This is a genomic window from Faecalibacillus faecis (genome assembly GCF_003024675.1).
In the GTDB taxonomy this organism is placed as follows: Bacteria; Bacillota_I; Bacilli_A; order Erysipelotrichales; family Coprobacillaceae; genus Faecalibacillus; species Faecalibacillus faecis.
In genome coordinates this window covers 108873-123979 of the sequence record NZ_PYLP01000001.1, presented here as the reverse complement: position 1 = coordinate 123979, position 15107 = coordinate 108873, and the positions used below count along the sequence as shown (strand labels likewise).

The following is a 15107-nucleotide window of genomic DNA, read 5'->3' as shown; positions in this document are numbered from 1 at the left end:
TCTTTTTTTCTGTTCTTTTCATTATCATTTAAGTAAAGATAAACAGAAGGAGATGATTTTGAAATGAATTTGAACAAATTTTTATATAGCGCTGGTGATTTCTATGAAACCTGATACCAATACTATGTCCACTGATCACAACAGTGATGTATTAAAAATATTTGGTATTGATAGTAACATCATTGAACATTACGATATCTTCCATAGAAAAGATGGTGTCCATATTATCTTGAAACTTATAAACAGAGAACAGCGTTGCCCTGTTTGCCAGACCAGAACAACTAAAGTTGTCAATTACATAGATAAGAAAATAAAACATTCTGTTGTTTCCACTTCCTCTTGTTTCATTGATTATCATGCCCGACGTTACAGATGTCCTGCATGCAACAAGACTTTTTATGAATCCAATCCTTTTACTTTTGGAACGGAAAGGATCTCGTCAGCTACCGTTTATAGTGTTCTGCAGGATCTTAAAAAGCCATTTGAAACATTTAAAAGTGTTGGTGAAAGATATCATATATCCACCAATACAGTCATCAACATATTTGACAGATATATCAGTACACCAAGGCTTCCCATGCCATCTGTACTTTCAATAGATGAAGTATATGTTCCAACCGATGACAGAAACAAATATCTCTGCATACTTTTTGATTTTGAAACAAAGATGATCATCGATGTCCTGCCATCAAGACATAAAAATGTGTTATCGGCCTATTTTCATAGCGTTCCTCTTGATGAAAGAAAAAATGTTGAATATATGTCATCCGATATGTGGGTATCCTACCACGACATATCAAAAATATTCTTACCCGATACTATCAGGACAATTGACAGATTCCACCTCCTTATGGAGTTTTCAAAAAAATTTAATTCAATCAGATGTGAAACAATGAAAAAATATGCACTTACTAAAAATGCCTATCAGAAAGAAAAAACAAAAAGAAAACTGAAACCTGATGAAGAAGCAATCTATAGAGAAGCATGTATCAACTATTACGCCTTTAAAAAATTCAGCTGGCTTTTCTATAAAACTGATTCTGATATTTTAAATCCAAACAACGATAAGAAGTTCAACAGGGTATTCAACCGATATATGAATTTTTATGATATCCATGAACATATCTGTTCATGTGATAATGGTTTTGAAGAAATATGCAATCTAAAATATGATCTCGATATGTTCTTTAAAAACAGTACAGTCGAAACCGCAAAAGAGAACCTTGAAAATTTAATAAAGGATTTTAAAGAAAATGACCGTGATGAAATGAAGAACTTCGCAGGTACTCTTTCCCGTTGGAAAAATGAAATCATTTATTCTTTTACGATCATCGGTGAATCAACTATCAATAACGGGCGCATAGAAAATATAAACCGAACGATTAAGACCATCAAAAGAAATGCGAACGGATATAAAAACTTTGAGCGCTTAAGAAGACGCATAATGTGGTGTGTAAACAAGCAGGGAAATATAATACTCAGTCAAAGAAAGGAAAATGAATCATGAAAAAATATACAGTGATTGTAGATGAAGATTATCAGGCGTTTAATGAAAACTGCAATATAACGCTAGATGAAATTGATTTAAAAATACAGGCCCTAAACAAGGAGTTGGAAGACATAAAGAATATAGCTTTGAAAAACTATGATATCCTAGATAAACTTTTCGAACTCAGACATGTAGATTTTTAGACAATATAAAACCATGAGGTGTCTCATTTGAGATTTGCCTCATGGTTTCTCATTAGCTCTATTTCAAAAATATCATGTTATTTCATAAAGCCCGCCCTTTTTATTATACTCGACCATATTTTATATGATAAAGTGCTTCTAATAATTCAAAAATATAAGTAATTGAAAACTTGCCTATTAAAGATAGATGATCTGTCCCTACCTGTATAATCATATCAAATTGATCTTGGTATGGCATATTTTCGACTTGGGTAACACATATTTTATGTGCTTTACTTTTTGCAATTTCTCTTAACATATCTGGATGATCTTGCCAATAACCTCCTGCAATTGAAGAAACAATAATTAGATCATTTTCTTTTAAATTACGAACCACTTCTTTTTGACTTTGTAAAGGATACATTCCTGTACATTTCTTTCCTAAATAGGATAATTCAATTTGTAGTTGCATGGAAACAGATTGGGTAAAAAAGTTCCCTGCAAAACAAATTTCATTGCTTTGATAAATGAGATCTACAAGTTTTTCTAATCCTTCAAATTCAATCATTTCATAAGTTGATCTTAAATTTTGTACAATATTTTCAAAATGATCAATAAATAAATCTTTCGCTGTTTTTCCTTCAACAGGAAAAACAGGTAATTGATGATCAAATTGCATACGCATAGAATCATGATTAAAATAACGTAAATTCATTTTGACATCCATTTTAAAGTCACTAAAACTTTCATAATTCAACTTACGACATAATCTTGAAATTGTTGCTGTAGAAACAAAACACATTTCTGCCACATCCATAATATTATATTCTGGTATTTTATTAATATTTTCTAAAATCATCTTTGCTGCATTGGAATAAACATCATCTACTTTTGATGTATTGATAAAATTAATTAAAGCATAAAAAGCACTACGCATCGTTTACCTCACTCATTTTAAGGACAAATACTTGTTCATCATCTAAACAAATACAATTAAGTTGACCTCTTTCTCCTAAAGCAAGTCCCCCATCAATTCCAATCTTATTATGAAATTCATCATCATACCAGACACTAAAACTTTGATCACGATTAATAAAACAAAGAGGTGTATGACCAAAAATATAGGTTTTATTTAAATCACATTCACTCAAAAAGAAATAATCACGAATCCATAAAAGTGTATCTTCTTCTTGATCATCAAGATTTCTTTCAGGATCAATTCCAGCATGAACTAAAATATAATCTTTATTATTGACTGTTAATTCTAAATACAAAGGTAAGTTTTTAAGATAATTATAGAGATTTCTTAAAAAAACATTTCTTACAATGGTGTAATCACAGTGATACAATTTCTTTTTACGTAGATATTGACGAATATTTTCAATCGTTTTTTCTCCACCATTTTGTGACCAAAGTTTAAATTCGCAACTTGGAAAATCAAAATCATTATGATCAATGGATTCTTTTAAAGCTTCTTGCATCATATATTCATGGTTTCCTTTAAGTAAAGTAATATTATCAAATTTTTGAATATAAAAATAGATATCCAAACTACAAGGTCCACGATCACAAATATCTCCAAGTATATAAAGTTGATCTTGGCTATTAAATTGTATTTTATCTAACATTCTTTTAAATATTTCAAAATTACCATGAATGTCAGAGAGTACATATGTCTTACCTTTCATGATGATCACCTAAAATTATCATAGCACAAAATTAAAAAATTTGCTTAAAAAAGACTTAAATTTAAAAAAGATGCTAAGCATCTTTTCCAAGTGTCGCTACCATAACAGCCTTAATTGTATGCATTCTGTTTTCTGCTTCATCAAAAACAACAGAATTCTTTGATCTAAAGACTTCATCTTCAACCTCACGAATATCAATACCTTCATCATGTTTTGTTTTCGCAACAGTTGTTTCAAAATCATGGAATGATGGTAAACAGTGCATAAATAAAGTTGAATCTTTTCCTGTTTTATTCATCATTTCTTGAGTGACTTTATATGGTGATAACATTTCTACTCTTGGTTTATAAAGACTTTCATCTTCACCCATACTTACCCAAATATCAGTATAGATAACATCTGCATCTTTAACTGCTTCATCTACATTATCTGTCACTTCAATTGTTCCACCTGATTTTTTTGCTTCTTCTTTACAATAAGCAAGCACTTCTGGATCAATATGTAATGATTTTGGACCAAGACAAACAAAATGCATTCCCATTTTAACAGCTCCATACATTAAACCATAACATACATTGTTACGAATATCTCCAGTAAAGACAAATTTAATATCTTCTAATGGTTTATCTAAATGTTCTTCGATAGTAAGAAAGTCTGCAAGTGTTTGTGTTGGATGATCTACATCAGTTAAACCATTCCAAACAGGAACTCCTGAATATTTAGCAAGAGCTTCTACTGTTTCTTGTTTAAATCCTCTAAATTCAATACCATCATACATTCTACCTAATACTTTAGCTGTATCTTCAATGGATTCTTTTTTCCCCATTTGTGAGTTACTTAAAAATGTAGCATGTCCACCTTCATCTAAAGCAGCTACTTCAAAAGAACAACGTGTTCTTGTTGAGGTTTTTTCAAAAATCAAACATACATTTTTCCCTAATAAATGTTGTCCTATTTTCCCTGCTTTTTTATCTGCTTTTAATTGATGTGCTAAGTCTAATAAATATCTAATTTCTTCTTTTGAATAATCTTTTAATGTTAAAAAATGTCTATTTTTAAGATTCATAATAATCCCCCTTTTAATAAAAATTATTTTATCAAAATATTGATATTTCTTCAATATTGATAAATAATTATTATTTTGTTTAAAAATAAGACAAATTATATATAATAAGGGACAGGGAGAAAATGAAAGATGAGAAAAATTGGATTTAGTAACGAAAAATACATTGAATTACAATCAAAATATATCAAAGAGCGTATTAAACAATTTGATAATAAGCTTTATTTAGAATTTGGTGGTAAATTATTTGATGACCATCATGCATCTCGTGTTTTACCAGGATTTGAACCTGATAGTAAGTTAAAAATGTTATTAGAATTAAAACAAGATGCAGAAATTATTATTGTCATTAACGCCAATGACATTGAAAACAATAAAATGCGTGGTGATTTAGGAATCACTTATGATTTAGAAGTTTTAAGATTGATTGATGCTTTCCAAAACATTGGACTTTATGTTGGAAGTGTCACAATTACCCGTTTTGAAAACCAAGTACATGCCATTGCTTTTCAAAAGAAACTAGAAAACTTGGGTATTAAAGTCTTTAGACATTACCCTATTGCAGGTTATCCAAATGACATTGAAAAAATCGTCTCAGAAGAAGGATTTGGAATCAATGATTACATTGAAACAACAAAACCACTTGTTGTCGTAACAGCACCTGGTCCAGGAAGTGGAAAAATGGCGACTTGTTTATCACAACTTTATCATGAATACACTCATGGTATTAAAGCAGGATATGCAAAATTTGAAACATTCCCTATTTGGAATATTCCTTTAAAACATCCTGTAAACTTAGCTTATGAAGCAGCTACGGCAGATTTAAATGATGTCAATATGATTGACCCATTCCATTTAGAAGCTTATAACGAAACAACTGTAAACTATAATAGAGATGTTGAAATCTTTCCTGTTTTAGAATCAACATTCAAAAAAATCATGTCAACATGTCCATATAAATCACCTACCGATATGGGTGTCAATATGGCTGGAAATGCGATTATTGATGACGAAGCATGTAAAGAAGCAAGTAAACAAGAAATCATTCGTCGTTATTATCAAACAAAACTCGATTTTAAACGTGGTCTTGTTGATAAATCAGCAATCTCTAAAATTGAAGCCATCATGCTTACTTTAGATTTAAAAGCTACAGATCGTAAATGTGTCAATCATGCATTAGAAATCGAAGTAAAAACCAATGAACCAGGATTTGCGATTGAACTTAATGATGGACATATTATCACTGGTAAAACAACATCTTTACTTGGAAGTGCTTCAGCATGTTTATTAAATGCATTAAAATATCTTGCCAATATTGATGATGATATTTTACTAATTGAACCTGAAGTTATTGAACCTGTTGCTAAACTAAAAAAAGGAATCTTAAAAAATAAGAATCCTCGTTTACATACAGATGAAATTTTACTTTCATTATCTATTTCCGCAAATAATAATGAAAACGCTAAAAAAGCTTTATCATGTATTGAACAATTACAATACTGTGAAGCCCATTCATCAGTCATCTTATCTGAAACAGATATTGATACTTTAAAACGTTTAGGTATTCGTTTAACTTCAGAAGATAAATTCCAATTTAATCGTATATATCAAAAATAAGCCAATTTTGGCTTATTTTTTTAATGTTTTAAACAATAATGTAAATAGTTCTTTATTTCTTGTTTTCTTGCTTCTATTTTCAAATAAATACTTTTTTCTAAGTATTCTATTTCTTTTACATAACAATGTTGTTGTAAATATTTAAAATCTTCTCCTTGACTATAAGGAATAGAGAGTTCAAATACTTCATAATCTTTAAAGAGAAGATGTGAGATTTCATCTTCTAATAAATCAAGACCTCTTTTATATTTTGCTGAAATAAAAACATAAGGTGATTGTGGTTGGATATAAGCATATTTATTTAAATCAATTTTATTATAAACATAAATCATTGGTGTATTTTCAACCCCTAATGATTTTAAGACTTCATTGGTTGTTTCTATTTGCATTTGATAGTCTTCAAAACTTGTATCGACAACATGTAATAAAAGATTTGCTTCTTTTACTTCTTCTAAAGTGGAACGAAAAGCTTGAATTAAATGATGAGGCAATCTTTCAATAAAACCAACAGTATCTGTAAGTAAACAATCATGATTTTTTATTTTAATATGTCTTGTGGATGTTTCTAAAGTCGCAAATAACATATCTTTTTCAAAAACTTTCTTTTGTTTATCAGGACATAACGTATTCAATAAAGTCGATTTTCCGCTATTTGTATAACCTACTAAAGCAATAACCGGAATTTGGTTATTCTTTCTTCTTCGTCTTTGTACTTGTCTTTGTTTGACGATTTCAGCCAGTTCTTTTCGAGAGCGGGCAAGCTTTCTAGCAATGATTCTTCGATCAAGTTCAATTTGTTTTTCACCTGAACCCCTAAAACCAGAACCACCTTGTTGGTGAGACATATGTTCTTGCATTCCTACAAGACGTGGTAATAAATACTGATCACGCGCTATTTCTACTTGAAGCTTCGCTTCTTTTGTTTTAGCACGCTCATCAAAAATACGTAAAATCAAATCTGTACGATCTGTAACTTCTGTTTCTAATAAATCTGTTAAGTTTTTAACTTGTAATGGTGTCAGTTCATCATCAAAGATAATCATTTCATCTTGAAGTTTTAATTTAATTTCTTCAATTTTACCTTTACCTATATACGTTGCTGGGTTTATTTTTTCTAATTTTTGAATCACAACATCTCCTATTTCAATATGACAAGCCTCACATAAAGATTTAAGTTCTTCTTCAAAAAAAGGATTTGTTGATGTTAATACTAAGATTGCTTTCATTCTATCACCTCTTTAAGTATTCTACCAATTAGGAGCCTCTATGAAAAGATATAATGACTATTTTACTTTACTCTTTGTCACATTTTTAACTCTCTTTTCTTTTTTTCATATGTCAACGATTGTTGATGTCAGCCATGATGTCATTACCATTGTCTTTAAAAATCTATTACCTTCTTTACTTCCTTTTATGATTCTTGTTTCTCTTTGTTTAAATTTAGGTATTTTAGACATTCTTGCTTATTTTCTCCAAAAACCATTTTATGCTTTATTTTCTTTAACGCCAATGATGTCCTCTCTTTATTTTGTTTCCTTTTTTTGTGGCTATCCAACCAATGTAAAAATCATTAAAGAAGCTTATGAATTAAATTATATTGACCTTGATGAACTTCAACACCTTTTATCTATTGCTTCTTTTAGTTCTATTTCTTTTATCTTTGTTTCCTTAAACACACCTTATTCTTTTTTAATCCTCATTTGTCATCTTTTACCAAGTCTTATACTCGCTTCCTTTTATCATCATCCTCAAAAAAAATTTACTTTTAAACAAGTCCTTCAAACTCTAAAACAACCACATCTTTCTTTTGTAAAAGCCTTTAAAAAAAGTGTTCTTTCCAGTGTCTATGCTTTCCTCTTTATTTTAGGATATATGTTGATTTTCCAATTTTTTGTTTCTTTTTTACAAGATGTTTTTCCTCAATTTTCTTTTGATTATCTTAAAGGAATTTTAGAATTTAGTAGTGGCTCTTTAAAAATCATTCATCAGTCCAAAAAAATGCTTCCTTTTGTATGTTTCTTTCTCTCTTTTAGTGGCTTTTCCGTTATGATGCAAGCTGATAATCTTTTAGAAGCTATTCCCTATTCTTTTAAAAAATATTTTCTTTCTCGTCTCTATCATGGAATTCTTTCCTTTATTCTTTGTTTACTATTTCTTCAATTTGTATTGATTTGACAGATGTATGGTATTTATTTATAATAATAGTAACCATTACTATTAGGAGAAAATTATGAAAGAAATTAAGATTCGATACTCTAAACAAAGAGAGCTCATTTTCAACAATTTAAAAAATAGATATGACCATCCTACAGCTGAAATGATTTATCAAGATTTAAAAATTGATTATCCTCATTTAAGCTTAGGAACTGTTTATCGTAATTTAAATCAACTTGTTGAAACAAAACAAATCAAGAAACTTGATCTAGGGGATACCATGGTTCATTATGATGGTAATATTCAACCACACATGCACTTTATGTGTAACTGTTGTCAAACCATTTATGATCTTGATAACAATGATGAAAAAATCATCAAACAATTTGAACAAACTTATAAACATCATATCGATGTTATTGATATCAATATGTCTGGCATCTGTGAAAGTTGCTTAGAAAAAAAGGCAGCTTAATTGCTGTCTTTTAATTTATCTTAGAAGGATTATAGATACTTGGTCTTTTTAAAGTTTTAACCAATACCTCACTTTGTTGCTTGTTTAAATCAATGGCATCAATATGATAATAATGCTGACTTGCTGCTTGAATCCCATAATTTCCTTCACCTAGATACGTAATATTTAAATACATTTCTAAAATTTCATCTTTACTATAGTGATCTTCTAAATCTTTAGCGATAAAGACTTCCGCAAATTTACGTGAAAGATCCTTTTCAAATGAAAGACATAGATTTTTAGCAAGCTGTTGAGTAATGGTCGAACCACCTTCTTTAAAAGAAAAGGTTGTTAGATTGGTAAACATGGCACGTGCTAAACCATAATAGTCTACCGGACCATGCTGATAAAAACGACGATCTTCACTTTCTAAAACAGCTTCTTTATAAATCGGTGAAATTTGATTGAGCGTGACATAGTCTTCTTTACTTTTTAATTGATCGACTCTTTCAGATAAAGATCGTTCTTCTATCTTATCTTGATAGATTTGATAGCCTAAATAACCATAATAGCCACAAAACCCACTAACAATAATTAAGAAAATACTAATAATTTTCAAAAGAAATTTTTTCATAGAATACTCCTTATGTTATAATCACGAAGAGGTGAATTTATGTCTTTTATTTATAAAATTTGTCTTTTATATCCTTACTGGTTTTTAAAAACACTTATTCATTGGATTTTCCAATTTTATAAAAATATTTTTTGTCTACATATTGATGAAAATAAAATCGATCATCTTACCGGTTTTGAATTTGAATTATTAATTCAAAAACTCCTGATTAAAAGCGGTTATCATTCTGTCAAAATCACTCAAGCAAGTGGTGATTACGGCATTGATCTTCTTGCTAAAAAGAATCAAGTTTCTTATGGCTTTCAGTGTAAAAGATATCAAAAGAATATTGGTGTGAGTGCTATTCAACAAGCTTATGGAGGAATTTCCTACTATCATTTAGATTGCGCAATTGTCATTACGAATTCTTATTTCACAGAAGCAGCTTATCAGCTTGCTTCTGTAAATGATATTATATTAATTGATCGTCCTAAACTTTTAAAGATGCTTAAAAAAGCAAAACTTTTTTCAAGTCAGATTCCTCTTTATTGTTATGTTGTTGATTTAATCATTATTTGTCTTTTTTACTATTTACACTTTCAATATCAAAACCTCATTTATTTAAGTATTTTTCTTATTCATCTTCTTTTATTTATTTATATGTTTTTTAAAACATTACGTTATAAAAAATATAATCAAATTAAAGAGTATGCAATTCATGATTATCAATAGTTAAGATCTTTTTTTGATAATGTTGATAGATTTTATAACAAATAAATGCACTAAATAAAACAATAAAAACAATCAACATAAAACAATGCATAAAAAAGCTTTCAGGTAAAATATTAATAATTGGATCAAGTTTCGGATTAAAAAGCCAATAATCATTACTAAAGACGAGTTGATGGAAAGTTATAAATAAATGTTCAAAATCAACAAAGGCAAAGAAACTTAAAATCAAAGGAATAACAATCGTTAAAACGGCTGTTAATTTAAAAAAACGATATTCTTTTTGTTTGATTTGTTTATAAACCAAAATAGAAGTTGTACAAAAAGTGAGTAGACAAATAACTTGTAACACTTCAAAAATACGCTTTACCTCTTCAAAATGAATACGTCCACCTTTTGACATAATAAAGTCTTTAAAAACGAGTTTTCCTTGATAAAAGATAGATTGATAATGAATTAAAATTTGATAGTTTTCTTTTAGTTGTTGGTATGTATAACGCGTATTTTCAACAAGTTTTAAATGATCAATATCAAAATAATAAAGCGGTTTAAAAAAGACAACAAAGACAATCGCAAAAGAAAGAATAAATAGCATGAAAGATATACTTGTCAGTATATCTTTTTTACTATAACTCATATAAAAACTCTTCACCTTTTTGTACTTCTACTTTAGAAAGGCTTGGATAATCTTGTTGTCTTAAGACTTCATAAATCGTAAGGGCTGCACAGTTAGATAAATTAAGACTTCTTACTTTATCAGACATAGGGATGCGGACGCAACGATCTAAGTTTTCTTTTAAAATTTCTTTTGGAATACCATCATGTTCATGTCCAAAGAATAAATAATGCTCTTTAGAACTATCACTATAATCTTGATCAGTATAACAAAGTTTTGAATAGCGTGTAAAAAAATGGTATTCTCCTGGGTTTTTAGCTTTGAATTCTTCATAAGATTCATAGACATGTAAATCTAAATCTTTAATATAATCAAGCCCCGCTCTTTTCATTTTTTTATCATCTAATTCAAATGACATAGGTTTAATAATATGTAACGCTGTATTGGTTGCGACACATGTTCTCATAATATTTCCAGTATTTTGAGGAATTGCTGGGTGTACTAATACAATATGATTCATTTTTATCTCCTTCTATAATTCTTTTAAAATTGCATATAATTTTTTAAGTGCTTTAGCACGGTGTGAGTATTTATTTTTTTCTTCTAAAGTCATTTCAGCACTTGTTTTTTGACAAGGTGGGAAATAGAAAATAGGATCATAACCAAAACCATTGACTCCAGCAATATGATCATTGATTTCCCCCTCAAAAGTTTCTTGAATTAAAATAGGTTCTTGACCAGGAATACATAAAGCCAATGCACACACAAAGCGACATGTTCTTTCTTTTCCTTCAACAGCATCAATAATCGCTTGGTTGATAATAGGATAAGGGGTATCTTTTCCTAAAAAACGTGCAGAATAAATTCCTGGAAGTTTTCCAAAAGCATCAATTTCAATACCACTATCATCCGCTAAAACAATTTTATGTAAATCATTGGCAACGTATTGAGCTTTAATCAAAGCATTTTCTTTAAATGTTTTACCATCTTCAATAATGTCAGGTACTTCATCATAAACATCTTTTAAAGATTTAACTTCAATGTTTAAATCTTTCAACATTGCTTGAATTTCTTTAACTTTTCCTTGATTGGTTGTTGCTACTATGAGTTCTTTCATATTTTCATCTCACTTTCTTTGTATGTATTTTAGCATTTTTTGTATAATAGTTCACTTATTTTCTTTATAATATCTTTAGGAGGTTCATTATGATTAAAAAATTAATTGTTAACGCTGATGATTTTGGTTTATCAGAAGGTGTATGTTTAGGAATTTTAAAAGCACATAGAGATGGTATTTTAACTTCAACAACTTGTATGATGAATATGGAAAATATTGAAAAATATTTAGAAATGACAAAAGCGTATCCAAATTTAGGTTTAGGAGTTCATTTAAATATTACCGTTGGAAAGCCTTTAACGAAAGTTAGCTTTATTGATGAAAAAGGAAATTTCAAATCAAGAGATACTTATAAAAATCGAGAAGCGATTGTATTACAAGAAGAACTGTATCAAGAATGGAAAGCCCAAATTGAAAAGTTCATCAAAATTATAGGGCATAAACCAACACATTTAGATTCTCATCATCATGTTCATTTACTTAAAAGCAACAGGGATGTCGTTTTAAAACTGGCCCATGAATATGATTTACCTATTCGTCAAGAAACATACTTACAAAAAGACTTTGAACCGGTTTATTTTGAAGAACTTTTCTATAATCAAGATGCAACTTTTGAAATGATTAATATGATTTTACATAAAGATGTTGAAAATTATGAATTGATGTGCCATCCTGCCATGATTGATTGGAAACTTTACCAAATATCTTCTTATCATTTAAGACGTGCTCATGAATTAGATCTCTTATGTAGTCAAAAAGTTAAAGAAATGACGAAAGATATTGAATTCATTAATTACCATGCTATTAAAAAAATCTAGCTTATTCGCTAGATTTTTTTGGTCGAATCATCAAATAGATTGGTAAGCCAAGAAAAATGCTTCCCCCAATAATATTTCCTAAAGTCGAAAGAAACATATGTAATCCTACTCCACTCCAAGATATGCTTGTACCCAAAGCGGTAAAGGTCATAGAAAATGTTCCCATATTCGCAATGCTATGTTCAAATCCTGGTAAAACAAATGTCATGACAATAATCATCATAATAAATGTTTTAGCCATTTCTTCTTTTAGTTTCATACCAACAAATGCAGCCGCACATACAATAAAATTACATAGAATTCCTTTAATAAAAAGTTCTAAACCATCAAAACTTAATTTATTAGAAACGACGTTTGCAAGATATTGATTCATCGCTTCATGATTGACACCACTTTTAATAAATAAAAAACAAATCAAGGCAATTCCCACGAAGTTTCCTACATAACAAATTCCCCACATTGGTAAAATATCTAAAAATTTTAATCTTTTATGGTAAACTGGAAACATCGTGGTAAAACAATTTCCCGTAAACAGCTCTGATCCAAGTAAAACAATAATCACTAAACCAATTCCAAAAGCTCCTGCAAATGCAATTTTAGCCGCAATTACATGATGTTCTACAAGTAAAACTGCCAATGTATAAGATAAAATGGTCGCAAGACCTAAATAAAGTCCTGCCACAATACTTCTTATAAAAAAACGAAACGGATCTTTTTTAGACATTTCATATTTTGTCATGGCAGCTTTCTCTAATAATTCATAATCCATAAAATTTCCTCCGTTTCTTACAATAACATAAAAAATATATAAATGTAACCTCTTTCATTGTTTTTATCACTTTATTTTTATGTTACTTTATAGATGAGGTGATTTTATGTTGAATCATATAATTCAAGAATTAATAACCAAAGCGATTGAGAAACAAACAGAAAAAATCATTACCAAAAAAGCACAAAAAAAGATACAACAAGAAGAAGTAATCTTTAATAAACCTCATCTTTTTGTATCTGGTTATTATCAGGCTTATGCTTTTTTATTCGTATGTCCTATTTTAATAATCGTTTTATTATTATGCATTTTCATTCAATTTCAAGTACATCATTTTGATATGGTTGCTTTATGTTGCATTTTAATGATTTTCTTACTTTATGCTACTTATAAAAGAGTCCATAAAATGTATTTACTTGCCTATTGGCAATCAGGATTAACTTTTTATGACCGCAAAGGAAACCAACTTGTACAAATTCCTTCATCTTATTTAAAAAATGCTACTTCAAAAACCAACAAACTTATTATTCCCTACCATGATGAAACTTGGATCATAGAAAAAAATAAAAATGATAATTTAAAAGAAGTGGAAGAAATGCTTTCCTATTTTAAAAACGACTTTTGAGTCGCTTAAAAAAAACATTTGTTGCACATCTTTAAATAAAATCATTTCTTTATATTGTTTTAAATCTTCTCCATCTAACATCTTTAGTAATACCTCTAAATTCGTTTTAATATATTTCGAAGGAGTAAAGGGAGAATCACTCCCATATCTGTTGTAATTATAAGTAATCATTTTAAAAGATATGGTACAGGATTTCCTATAATGTCAAAATAAAGATTTTTAAAGCTTGCTTCAACATCTACTTCTTTCATCATTTTTTGTGGTATTAGTATTTTTGACATTCCCATAAATCTCTCATAAATATTCGGTAAAAAAGAACCACAATGAGGAATAATCCAAGCAATATTTGGATAGCGTAAAATAACATCATTTCCTATTAAATTTAAAACTGCTCGCGTAGTATCTGCAATAAAATCAAATAAAGGAACAAGTCCAGCGGCAACAATATTTTCATTGATAAGCTTAGAACGATGCGGATGAATATTATAAATCGCATGTCATTTATTTAATTCTTCCATCAAAAATTCTAACTTTACGTCTCCTAAATAACGTCCTCGACTGTTGTTTGGAAAGTTGATGCCTTCTGCTTTTAACTTTCTTTCATAAAATGTTCTTTATTTTCTTTTAAATATTGCAGCAAAAACGCATTGCATTCCTTTTCACTTTCATCATAATAAGTATCATCTTTTTGATTGAGTTTTTCTGTAATTTCATCATTACTATACATTTCTATTTTTTCAGGACAAATCTCTTTTGATTCAGATAAATAGCGTGCACTGTTTTCCAGATGAACATTTTGTAAGGTTTGTAAAGTAATATCGACTTGATCATGACAATTGTAAAGGAATTGTTCAACGCCACCATTTCCTGTTTCACCATTAAAATTATAAATAAGCCAGAAAATTCTTTGATAATCATTGATTTGATCCAATTCATAACCATATTCACATAAATCACATAAACGAAGATACACTTCATCAATGGTTGTATTGGTTGCTTCTTTGTTTAAGAGTTCTTTTAAAGGTGTTTTAGAAATCTTTTCACTTTCCTTATAAAGATCCCATATTTGTTTTGTAGGATTTTGATTAAAATCATCTACTTTTTCTTTTACACACACACTAAAATAAAAGCTCCTAAAACAACACTTATAGCTATAATTCCAATTGTTTTCTT

General features: G+C 29.0%; 18 protein-coding genes. 8 read left to right on the top strand and 10 right to left on the bottom strand.

The window, feature by feature from the left end; translation table 11 throughout:
* Positions 1-103: 103 nt before the first annotated feature.
* Both C7U55_RS00660 and C7U55_RS00655 read left to right on the top strand, forming a co-directional pair.
* Entirely contained in the window at positions 104-1507 is a 1404-nt protein-coding gene (locus tag C7U55_RS00660) for an ISL3 family transposase (protein WP_106986894.1), read from the top strand.
* Positions 1504-1692 (top strand): hypothetical protein, encoded by a 189-nt coding sequence (locus C7U55_RS00655; RefSeq protein ID WP_048922995.1) that lies wholly within the window; start codon positions 1504-1506, stop codon positions 1690-1692. The genes C7U55_RS00660 and C7U55_RS00655 overlap by 4 nt, the downstream gene beginning before the upstream one ends.
* Positions 1693-1795: 103 nt before the next feature.
* On the opposite strand, the gene C7U55_RS00650 is transcribed toward C7U55_RS00655, so the two are convergent.
* The 3 genes from C7U55_RS00650 to argF all read right to left on the bottom strand — a co-directional run bounded on the left by C7U55_RS00650 (position 1796) and on the right by argF (position 4425).
* Positions 1796-2608 carry a MurR/RpiR family transcriptional regulator gene (locus C7U55_RS00650; RefSeq protein WP_106986893.1) on the bottom strand — a complete coding sequence of 271 codons (813 nt, stop codon included), beginning with the start codon at positions 2606-2608 and terminating at the stop codon, positions 1796-1798.
* Entirely contained in the window at positions 2601-3359 is a 759-nt protein-coding gene (locus tag C7U55_RS00645; protein WP_106986892.1) for a metallophosphoesterase, read from the bottom strand. Before C7U55_RS00645 ends, C7U55_RS00650 begins: the two co-directional genes overlap by 8 nt.
* Before the next feature lie 73 nt (positions 3360-3432).
* Entirely contained in the window at positions 3433-4425 is a 993-nt protein-coding gene (argF, locus tag C7U55_RS00640) for an ornithine carbamoyltransferase (protein WP_106986891.1), read from the bottom strand.
* Between the two features lie 129 nt (positions 4426-4554).
* Between argF and C7U55_RS00635 the strand changes: the two genes are divergently transcribed.
* Entirely contained in the window at positions 4555-6039 is a 1485-nt protein-coding gene (locus C7U55_RS00635; protein ID WP_106986890.1) for a DUF1846 domain-containing protein, read from the top strand.
* Between the two features lie 20 nt (positions 6040-6059).
* Here C7U55_RS00635 and hflX read toward each other — a convergent pair whose 3' ends face one another.
* On the bottom strand, positions 6060-7265 hold the full coding sequence (gene hflX / locus C7U55_RS00630; protein WP_106986889.1) for a GTPase HflX: 1206 nt from the start codon (positions 7263-7265) through the stop codon (positions 6060-6062).
* Between the two features lie 40 nt (positions 7266-7305).
* Between hflX and C7U55_RS00625 the strand changes: the two genes are divergently transcribed.
* Entirely contained in the window at positions 7306-8214 is a 909-nt protein-coding gene (locus C7U55_RS00625) for a hypothetical protein (RefSeq protein WP_106986888.1), read from the top strand.
* 55 nt (positions 8215-8269) lie between these two features.
* Positions 8270-8668: a Fur family transcriptional regulator gene (locus C7U55_RS00620; protein ID WP_106986887.1), complete on the top strand. Its 399-nt coding sequence runs from the start codon at positions 8270-8272 to the stop codon at positions 8666-8668.
* A gap of 10 nt (positions 8669-8678) precedes the next feature.
* Here C7U55_RS00620 and C7U55_RS00615 read toward each other — a convergent pair whose 3' ends face one another.
* A complete protein-coding gene (locus C7U55_RS00615; RefSeq protein WP_106986886.1) occupies positions 8679-9281 on the bottom strand; it encodes a biosynthetic peptidoglycan transglycosylase in 603 nt (200 codons plus the stop codon).
* A gap of 39 nt (positions 9282-9320) precedes the next feature.
* Between C7U55_RS00615 and C7U55_RS00610 the strand changes: the two genes are divergently transcribed.
* Entirely contained in the window at positions 9321-9992 is a 672-nt protein-coding gene (locus C7U55_RS00610; protein ID WP_106986885.1) for a restriction endonuclease, read from the top strand.
* On the opposite strand, the gene C7U55_RS00605 is transcribed toward C7U55_RS00610, so the two are convergent.
* From C7U55_RS00605 to rdgB, 3 genes are read right to left on the bottom strand one after another with little or no spacing between them, the layout of a single operon-like run.
* Positions 9961-10626, bottom strand: a complete 666-nt coding sequence (locus tag C7U55_RS00605) for a TIGR01906 family membrane protein (protein ID WP_106986884.1) — start codon at positions 10624-10626, stop codon at positions 9961-9963. The genes C7U55_RS00610 and C7U55_RS00605 overlap by 32 nt on opposite strands.
* The gene (locus C7U55_RS00600; RefSeq protein WP_106986883.1) at positions 10616-11125 is read right to left on the bottom strand and encodes a tRNA (cytidine(34)-2'-O)-methyltransferase; all 510 of its coding nucleotides are present in this window, start codon (positions 11123-11125) and stop codon (positions 10616-10618) included. The genes C7U55_RS00605 and C7U55_RS00600 overlap by 11 nt, the downstream gene beginning before the upstream one ends.
* A gap of 12 nt (positions 11126-11137) precedes the next feature.
* Positions 11138-11722, bottom strand: coding sequence for an RdgB/HAM1 family non-canonical purine NTP pyrophosphatase (rdgB, locus tag C7U55_RS00595; RefSeq protein WP_048923376.1), 585 nt, complete (start codon positions 11720-11722; stop codon positions 11138-11140).
* A gap of 89 nt (positions 11723-11811) precedes the next feature.
* Here rdgB and chbG point away from each other — a divergent pair, with 89 nt between their 5' ends.
* A complete protein-coding gene (gene chbG, locus C7U55_RS00590) occupies positions 11812-12540 on the top strand; it encodes a chitin disaccharide deacetylase (RefSeq protein ID WP_106986882.1) in 729 nt (242 codons plus the stop codon).
* 1 nt (position 12541) lies between these two features.
* On the opposite strand, the gene C7U55_RS00585 is transcribed toward chbG, so the two are convergent.
* Positions 12542-13309: a formate/nitrite transporter family protein gene (locus C7U55_RS00585; RefSeq protein ID WP_106986881.1), complete on the bottom strand. Its 768-nt coding sequence runs from the start codon at positions 13307-13309 to the stop codon at positions 12542-12544.
* Positions 13310-13415: 106 nt separating this feature from the next.
* Here C7U55_RS00585 and C7U55_RS00580 point away from each other — a divergent pair, with 106 nt between their 5' ends.
* Complete coding sequence (locus C7U55_RS00580; RefSeq protein WP_106986880.1) at positions 13416-13934, top strand: hypothetical protein; 519 nt, start codon at positions 13416-13418, stop codon at positions 13932-13934.
* A gap of 589 nt (positions 13935-14523) precedes the next feature.
* Here C7U55_RS00580 and C7U55_RS00575 read toward each other — a convergent pair.
* Complete coding sequence (locus tag C7U55_RS00575) at positions 14524-15051, bottom strand: DMP19 family protein (protein WP_106986879.1); 528 nt, start codon at positions 15049-15051, stop codon at positions 14524-14526.
* Between the last annotated feature and the right edge of the window lie 56 nt (positions 15052-15107).